7 protein-coding genes are annotated in these 7,893 nt (G+C 71.8%); 5 read left to right on the top strand and 2 right to left on the bottom strand.

All coding sequences use genetic code 11. The features are described 5' to 3' along the window. Positions 1-742, bottom strand: a 742-nt coding sequence (locus PKA16_RS15165; protein ID WP_324404420.1) for a malic enzyme-like NAD(P)-binding protein, incomplete at its 3' end; no start/stop codon positions are given. A 185-nt stretch (positions 743-927) separates the two neighbouring features. On the opposite strand from PKA16_RS15165, the gene PKA16_RS15160 reads away from it, so the two are divergent. From PKA16_RS15160 to PKA16_RS15140, 5 genes are all read left to right on the top strand, one after another. Beyond that, entirely contained in the window at positions 928-1,965 is a 1,038-nt protein-coding gene (locus tag PKA16_RS15160; protein WP_324404417.1) for an SPFH domain-containing protein, read from the top strand. Positions 1,966-2,188: 223 nt separating this feature from the next. Next, positions 2,189-3,673 carry a DUF4178 domain-containing protein gene (locus PKA16_RS15155; RefSeq protein WP_324404416.1) on the top strand — a complete coding sequence of 495 codons (1,485 nt, stop codon included), beginning with the start codon at positions 2,189-2,191 and terminating at the stop codon, positions 3,671-3,673. A gap of 39 nt (positions 3,674-3,712) precedes the next feature. After that, positions 3,713-3,931 carry a DUF350 domain-containing protein gene (locus tag PKA16_RS15150; protein WP_324404414.1) on the top strand — a complete coding sequence of 73 codons (219 nt, stop codon included), beginning with the start codon at positions 3,713-3,715 and terminating at the stop codon, positions 3,929-3,931. A gap of 398 nt (positions 3,932-4,329) precedes the next feature. Continuing rightward, positions 4,330-5,889 carry a polyamine aminopropyltransferase gene (locus PKA16_RS15145; RefSeq protein ID WP_324404413.1) on the top strand — a complete coding sequence of 520 codons (1,560 nt, stop codon included), beginning with the start codon at positions 4,330-4,332 and terminating at the stop codon, positions 5,887-5,889. Beyond that, positions 5,886-7,523, top strand: a complete 1,638-nt coding sequence (locus PKA16_RS15140; RefSeq protein ID WP_324404411.1) for an FAD-dependent oxidoreductase — start codon at positions 5,886-5,888, stop codon at positions 7,521-7,523. The genes PKA16_RS15145 and PKA16_RS15140 overlap by 4 nt, the downstream gene beginning before the upstream one ends. A gap of 155 nt (positions 7,524-7,678) precedes the next feature. Here the strand turns inward: PKA16_RS15140 and PKA16_RS15135 are convergent. After that, positions 7,679-7,893 (bottom strand): hypothetical protein (locus PKA16_RS15135; protein WP_324404410.1); only part of this gene is annotated, 215 nt, incomplete at its 5' end.

Genomic DNA, 7,893 nt, shown 5'->3' with positions numbered 1-7,893 from the left:
TGTACTCGTCCATCAGCGCGGTCCGGCCTTCGTACACCAGGCCCTCGATGTCGGTCACCCAGACGTTCTCGCGCCGCACGCCCAGGTCCACCAGCAGGCCGGTGCAGGCCAGCGCTGCCGCGCCGGCGCCCGAGACCACCAGCTTCACGTCCTCGATCTGCTTGCCCACCACCTTCAGGCCGTTCACCACGGCCGCGCCGACGACGATGGCCGTGCCGTGCTGGTCGTCGTGGAACACCGGGATCTTCAGGCGCTCGCGCAGCTTGCGCTCGACCGTGAAGCACTCGGGCGCCTTGATGTCCTCGAGGTTGATGCCGCCGAAGGTCGGCTCCAGCGCGGCGATGATCTCGACCAGCTTGTCCGGGTCCTTCTCGTCGATCTCGATGTCGAACACGTCCAGGCCCGAGAAGCGCTTGAACAGCACGCCCTTGCCCTCCATCACCGGCTTGCCCGCCAGCGCCCCGATGTCGCCCAGGCCGAGCACCGCCGTGCCGTTGGTGATCACGCCCACCAGGTTGCCGCGCGCCGTGTAGCGGAAGGCCGTCGCCGGATCGCGCACGATCTCCTCGCAGGGCGCCGCCACGCCCGGGCTGTAGGCCAGGGAGAGCTCGTACTGGTTCACCACCGGCTTGGTCGGCGCGATGGCGATCTTGCCGGGCGCCGGGAACTCGTGGTAGTCGAGCGCGGCGCGGCGCAGCTGCGCGCGCTTGTCCTCGTCCTGCGGACGGGTCGGGGCATTCATGGGTCGGGTCTCCTGGGTGGCAGCGCGCGGCGGGCCGTCGGCAGCGCGGGTCTGGCGATCGATTGTAGAGAGCGCCCGGGCGGCGCGCGGCATTTGTCCCCACCCTCCCTCGCGGCATGCCTGGGCGGTGTCGGCAGGCGCTAATATCGGCGGCTCGTTCACTTTCTGTTTCAGGAGCCGGGACCATGGCGCTGATGGATTTCATCAAGAAGCAGTTCATCGACATCCTGCAGTGGACCGAAGGCGACGACGGCACGCTGGCCTGGCGCTTTCCGATGCGCGACCTGGAAATCCAGAACGGCGCGCAGCTCGTGGTGCGCGAGTCGCAGATGGCGCTGTTCGTCGACGAGGGCCGGGTGGCCGACGTGTTCGGCCCGGGCACCTACAAGCTGACGACCCAGACGCTGCCGGTGCTGACCTACCTGAAGAACTGGGACAAGCTGTTCGAGTCGCCCTTCAAGAGCGATGTCTACTTCTTCAGCACGCGCCAGCAGGTCGACCAGAAGTGGGGCACGCCGCAGCCGATCAGCATCCGCGACCCCGAATTCGGCGCCGTGCGCCTGCGCGCCTTCGGCAACTACGCCTACCGCGTGGCCGATCCGAAGAAGTTCCACACCGAGATCTCGGGCACGCGCGACGCCTACCGCGTGGACCACCTGGACGGCCAGCTGCGCGGGCTGATCATGCAGAACATCGCCACCGGCATCGCGCAGAGCAACATCCCCTTCCTCGACCTGGCGGCCAACCAGCACAACTTCGCCCAGGCGCTGGCGCAGGCCCTGGCGCCGGCGATGGAGGCCTACGGCCTCAAGCTCGAGGCGATGACGGTGCAGAGCATCTCGCTGCCGGACGAGCTGCAGAAGGTGCTCGACCAGCGCATCGGCATGGGCATGGTGGGGCAGGACATGGGCCGGTTCATGCAGTACCAGACCGCGCAGGCGATCCCGAAGATGGCCGAGGGCGTGGCCGCCGGCGGCGACGGCGGCGGCCTGGCCGGTGCCGGCCTGGGCATGGGCGCTGGCGTGGCGATGGGCCAGGTGCTGGCGCAAGGCATGCAGTCGGCGCTGCAGCCCGGTGCGCCGGCCGCCGCGGCGCCGGCGGCCGTCCAGCCCGACGATGTGATGGCGACGCTGGAGAAGCTGGGCGAACTCCGGGCCAAGGGCATCCTGACCGAGGACGAGTTCAACGCCAAGAAGGCCGAGCTGCTGAAGAAGCTGGTCTGAAGTGGAATACCCCCCGGTGTCGCTGCGCTCCTTCCTCCCAGGGGGACGCACCCCGTGGCCAGGGAGACCCCGGCCATGGGCGCGCCGATTGGCCTGCTCCGCGGCCGTTGGAGCCGTGTCGTTTCGAGCGGTGCGTGCGGCGCGGGGTGCGGTGGAGCAACGGATCAGGAGCGTCGCCCGCGCGCCTGCCGTACCGGTATCTCAGCGAGAAACGACCTGAATCGTGGCGACCGACGCCGCCCAGCGCGAGTACCGCGCGCCCTGTCCGAGCTGCGGCGCGCCGGTCGAATTCCGCAGCGCGCAGTCGCCCTATGCGGTTTGCGGCTACTGTCGCAGCACGGTGGTGCGCGAAGGCGCGGTGCTGCGCCGCATCGGCCAGATGGCCGAGCTGTTCGACGACCACAGCCCGCTGCAGCGCTTCGTCACCGGCCGCATCGCGCTGAGCGGGCGCGAGCTGCCCTTCACCCTGGTCGGACGCCTGCAGTACAAGGGCGAAGCCGGCGTCTGGAGCGAGTGGATCGCCGCGCTGGAGGACGGCAGCACCGCCACCCTGGGCGAGGACAACGGCGCCTACGTCTTCACGCGCCCGCTGGATGCGGGGGCGCGACTGCCGGATGCGCGCGCCCTGCCGCTGGGGGCCACCACGGCCTTCGAGGGCCGGCCCTGGAGCGTTGCCTACTCCGGGCAGGCCGAACTGATCGCCGCCGAGGGCGAGCTGCCGCGCCTGCCGCCGCTCGGCCAGCCGTTCCCCCTGGTCGAACTGCGCAGCGAAGACGGCGAGGTGCTGTCGATCGACTACGGCCGCCACCCACCGCAGGCCGAGCGCGGCCGCGCGGTGCAACTGGCCGACCTGCGGCTGCAGGGGTTGAAGCAGGAGTCGGTGCAGGACACCAGCGGCCGACAGCTGGCCTGCCCGCACTGCGGCGCCCCGGTACAGGTGCGGCTGGACGCCAGCAAGGCCGTCACCTGCGGCAACTGCCGCAGCATCATCAACCTGGAGGGGCCGGACGGCGGCGCGCTGCAGTCGGCGCTGCAGGAGCAGCCGGTGCAGCCGCTGATTGCGCTCGGCAGCACCGGCGAGCTGCAGGGCACGGCCTGGCAGGTGGTGGGGTTCCAGCAGCGCAGCGGCCAGGAGCCGGGCGACGACGAAACCTTCCGCTGGCAGGAGTACCTGCTCTACAACCGCCAGGCCGGCTTTGCCTTCCTGGTCGATGCCGAGGACGGCTGGAGCCTGGTGCGCCCCACCACCGGCGCGCCGCAGCTCGAGGCCGGCGGCCAGAGCGCGCGCTACCTCGGCACGCGCTACTTCCTGCAGTCGCGCTACCGTGCCACCACCACCTACGTGCTGGGCGAGTTCTACTGGCCGGTGGCGCGTGGCGAGCAGACCGACAACCGCGACTTCAGCAGCGGGCGCGGCCTGCTGTCGATGGAGCAGGGCGCGCGCGAGATCACCTGGTCCGCCGGCGATCGCATCGCCAGCCGCGACGTCGCCACGGCCTTCGGCATCGCGGAACGGCCGCAGCTGCTGTCGCGCGCGGATGCGTCGCCGGTGTCCAGCTCGCGTGGCGCCCTGACGCTGATCCTGATCGTGTTTGCCCTCATGTTCCTGCTGGCCGCGCTGGACAACTGCTCGGGCGGCTCCAGCGGCTACAGCCGCAGCTCGGGCGGCTCCTTCGGGGGCTATTCGAGCGGCGGCAGCCACAAATGACGCGCGCACCGGTTCCCCACGACTGACGGAGGTCCCCCCATGGACATCGAATGGTTCAAGCCCGCCGCCTTCCTCGGCTCCATCGTCTACGCCCTGCTGGGCGTGGTCATCTTCTGGCTGTGCTTCATCGTCATCGACAAGCTGACCCCGACCGAGCTGTGGCGCGAAATCGTCGACAAGCAGAACCGGGCGCTGGCGCTGGTGGTCGCCGCCATGTGCCTGGGGGTGAGCATCATCGTGGCGGCGGCGATTCATTGATCCCCCTGTGTCGCTGCGCGACTTCCCCCGGAGGGGGACGCACCCTGTGGCCAGGGGGACCCTGGCCACGGGTGCCCTTGAATGGCCTGCTCCGCGGCCTTTTGTCCCTCGCCCGCGGGCGAGGGTGGGGTTGGGGTCTGGCCAGGTGTCACGCTCGACTTGCGGCGGCTGGGGTCGCGGGTCCGCTTGCGGCGGTTGCTGGTGCGGCCTGCTCCGCGGCCTTTTGTCCGTCGCCCGCGGGCGAGGGTGGGGCTGGGGTCTGGCCAGGTGTCACGATCGACTTGCGGCGGCTGGGGTCGCGGGTCCGCTTGCGGCGGTTGCTGGTGCGGGCGGCTCCGCGGCCTTTGTGCCCTCCCACCTTGGGCGGGGGCAGGACAGCGCGTGAGAGCGCATAGCAGATGAGCGCCCTGCCCGGCTCCATCCCCGCGCGCGGACGCGCGCGGCCGATCGAGGTGGCACTGCTGGCCAGCGTGTTCGTGGTCGCCGCCTGCGGGCTGCTGTACGAACTGGCGGCCGGCGCCATCGCCAGCTACGTGCTGGGCGACTCGGTGCTGCAGTTCTCCACCATCATCGGCAGCTACCTGTTCGCCATGGGCGTCGGGTCCTGGCTGTCGCGGCATTTCGAGCGCCAGCTGCCGGCGCACTTCCTGCGCATCGAGCTGCTGGTGGCGCTGGCCGGCGGCCTGCTGCCGGCGCTGCTGTTTCTCGCCAATGCCTTCGCGCCGGCCTCGTTTCGGGTCGTGCTCTACGGCCTGGTGCTGGTCGTCGGCGTGCTGGTCGGGCTGGAGATCCCGCTCGTCATGCGCATCCTGCGGCGCGACGTGCAGCTGCGCGAGCTGGTGAGCCAGGTGCTGACCTTCGACTACCTGGGCGCGCTGGCGGTGTCGCTGGCCTTCCCGCTGCTGCTGGTGCCGCAGCTCGGCATGGTGCGCACCGGCCTGGTGTTCGGCCTGATGAACGCCGCCGTCGCGGTCTGGGCGCTCTGGCTGTTTCGCCACGAGTTGCGCCGCTGGGGCGCGCACGCCGCCGCCTGCGCCTTCGTGCTGGCGGTGCTGGCCGTCGGCTGGGCGTTGGCCGACCGCGTCACCACCCTGGCCGAGGATCGCCTCTACGCCGACCGCGTGGTGCTGGCCCAGACCACGCCCTACCAGCGCATCGTCGTCACCCACGCGCCGGGCGAGGGGCGGCCCGGTCACCGGCTGTTCCTCAACGGCAACCTGCAGTTTGCCGAGCGCGACGAATACCGCTACCACGAGGCCCTGGTGCACCCGGTCATGGCGGCGCACGGCGCGCCGAAGAAGGTGGCGGTGCTGGGCGGCGGCGACGGCATGGCGGTGCGCGAGATCCTGAAGTACCCGAGCGTCGAGCAGGTCACCCTGGTCGAGCTGGACCCGGCCATGACCGAGCTGTTCACGCGTCACCCGCAGCTCGCGGCGCTGAACGGCCATGCGCTCACCTCGCCCAGGCTGCGCGTCGTTAACACCGACGCCTTCCGCTGGCTGGACGAGACAAGCGACACCTTCGATGTCATCGTGGTCGACTTCCCCGACCCCACCAACTTCAGCATCGGCAAGCTCTACACGCTGAGCTTCTACGCCCTGCTCGAAAAGCGCCTGACCGCCAGCGGCTACGCCGTCATCCAGACCACCTCGCCGCTGGTCGCGCGGCGCAGCTTCTGGACCGTGGTGCAGACCATCGAGGCCGCGGGCCTGACGGCCACGCCCTACCACGCCCATGTCCCGAGCTTTGGCGAATGGGGCTACGTCATCGCCAGCCGCCGGCCCTGGCGCCTGCCCAGGGCCCTGCCCGAGGAGCTGCGCTACCTGACGCCGCACACGCTGGCACTGCTGTTCGATTTCCCGGCCGACATGGCGCGCGTGCCGGCCGAGGTGAACCGCCTGTCCAACCAGGTGCTGGTGCACACCTACGAGGCCGAGTGGGGGCGGGTGCACGAGTGAGCACCGGCTGGCGCCGCCGCTCGCTGCTCGCGGCCGGCGCCGCGCTGGCCGCCGCCGGCTGCACGCCGCGCGAGCTGCGGGAGATCGAAGGGGGCTTCGTCGGCGCGAGCGACGCGCGCGGCCACCTGCTGCGCGCGCCCTGGCCCACGCGGGCGCCCGACGTCACGCGCACGGTGCACACGGTGATCGCCGGCGGCGGCATCGCCGGCCTGGCGGCGGCGCGCGCGCTGCGTCTAGCCGGGCACGACGACTTCGCCCTGCTCGAGCTGGAGGACGCCGCCGGCGGCAACAGCCGCGGCATGGAGCTGGGTGGCATGGCCTGTCCGATGGGCGCGCACTACCTGCCATTGCCCGGCGACGCTGCGCACGAGGTGCAGGACCTGCTGGAAGAGCTGGGCCTGCGCCAGCGTGTCGCCGGGCGCTGGCGCTACGACGAGCGCAGCCTGTGCCACAGCCCGCAGGAGCGCCTGTTCCTGGGCGGACAGTGGCAGGACGGCCTGCTGCCGCAGGCGGGCGTGGGCACCGCCACGCTGGTGCAGTACCGTCGCTTCGGCGCCGCCGTGCGCGCCAGCCAGCGCGCCGCGCGCTACGCCATCCCGGTGCGCCGCTCGGCCTTCGCGCCGGCGCAGCTCGCGCAGGACGCGCTCAGCTTCGACGCCTGGCTGGACGCCCAGGGCCTGGACGACCCGCGGCTGCGCTGGTACCTGGACTACTGCTGCCGCGACGACTACGGCGCCGGGAGCGCCAGCGTCTCGGCCTGGGCGGGCCTGCACTACTTCGCTAGCCGGCATGGTTTCCAGGCGCCCGGCGAGGAGGGCGACGGGGACGGCGAATCATCGGCCGTGCTGACCTGGCCCGAGGGCAACGGCTGGCTGGCGGCGCGCCTGGCGGCGCCGCTGGGCGAGCGCCTGCACGCCGGGCGCGTGGTCGGGCGCGTCGCGGTCGGGCGCCACGGTGTCGTCGTCGACGCGCTGCACGGGCCCAGCGGGCGCCTGGAGCGCTGGCAGGCGCGCCAGGCGGTGCTGGCCCTCCCCGCCGCCGTCGCGCTGCGCGTGCTCGAGCGCCCGCCCGCCGCGCTGCGCGAGCTGGCGGCCGGCCTGCGCAGTGCCGCCTGGCTGGTTGCCAACCTGCAGCTGCGCGCGCCGCTGGACGACCGGCCGGGCGCCGCGCCGAGCTGGGACAACGTGCTGTACGGGGCGCCCGGCCTGGGCTACGTCGACGCCATGCACCAGAGCCTGCGGCCCGTGCCCGGGCCCACCGTGCTGACCTACTACCGCGCCCTGGGCGACTCGGCCGCGGTCCGCCAGCGCCTGCTGGACACGCCCTGGACCGACTGGCGCGACGCCATCCTGGCCGAACTGGGCGCCGCGCACCCCGACCTCGCGGCCAAGACCGAGCGCATCGCGCTGGTGCGCCACGGCCACGCCATGGCGGTGCCGCGGCCGGGCATGCTGCGCCAGGTCGCCCGCCTGCGCGGCGCGCCGCAAGACGGATCCGGCGGCCGCGCGCCGGCGCCGGCCCTGGTGTTCGACGACGCCCCGCGCCTGGCGTTCGCGCACGCCGACTGGTCCGGCTGCTCGCTGTTCGAGGAGGCCTTCACCCTCGGCCACGCCGCCGGTCGCGCCCTGGCCTGAGCCCGGGCCGTGCGCCCGGTTGCGGGTGGTTGCAACACCTGCAGAAAGTCACCCTCTTTGCCGCAGGCTTTACCAAATCGACGCAGCGGGGCGTGGAACTTTGGGCGACCCTGGAGATTCTCATATCGTGAGCAGGACGGCGATGCCAAGGGATCTCATTTGACGCTGCCGAGTCGACTGGCCTCGTGCCTTTGAAGAAACCTGAAGCGGTTTTTCCTCCTCCCTCCCTCCTCCTCCTTCGCTTCAGGCCGCTTCGGCAGCATTTTTATTCGCGACGCGCCGCCCGGGCCCACGCCCCGGCGGCGCTTGCTTTTGAGCGACGCCGATCGGACGAGGAGCGGAAACGGCGCGCTCAGTGCGGCACGGTGTC

Origin of the sequence: Ottowia sp., assembly GCF_035325765.1 — a bacterium.
GTDB lineage: Bacteria > Pseudomonadota > Gammaproteobacteria > Burkholderiales > Burkholderiaceae_C > Ottowia.
This window is presented reverse-complemented; position numbering and strand designations above follow the sequence as displayed.

Bases quoted from the DNA above. Each gene is read 5' to 3' on its own strand.
- PKA16_RS15160 (WP_324404417.1), top strand. From the start codon at position 928: ATGGCGCTGATGGATTTCATCAAGAAGCAGTTCATCGACATCCTGCAG.
- PKA16_RS15145 (WP_324404413.1), top strand. From the start codon at position 4,330: ATGAGCGCCCTGCCCGGCTCCATCCCCGCGCGCGGACGCGCGCGGCCG.
- PKA16_RS15150 (WP_324404414.1), top strand. From the start codon at position 3,713: ATGGACATCGAATGGTTCAAGCCCGCCGCCTTCCTCGGCTCCATCGTC.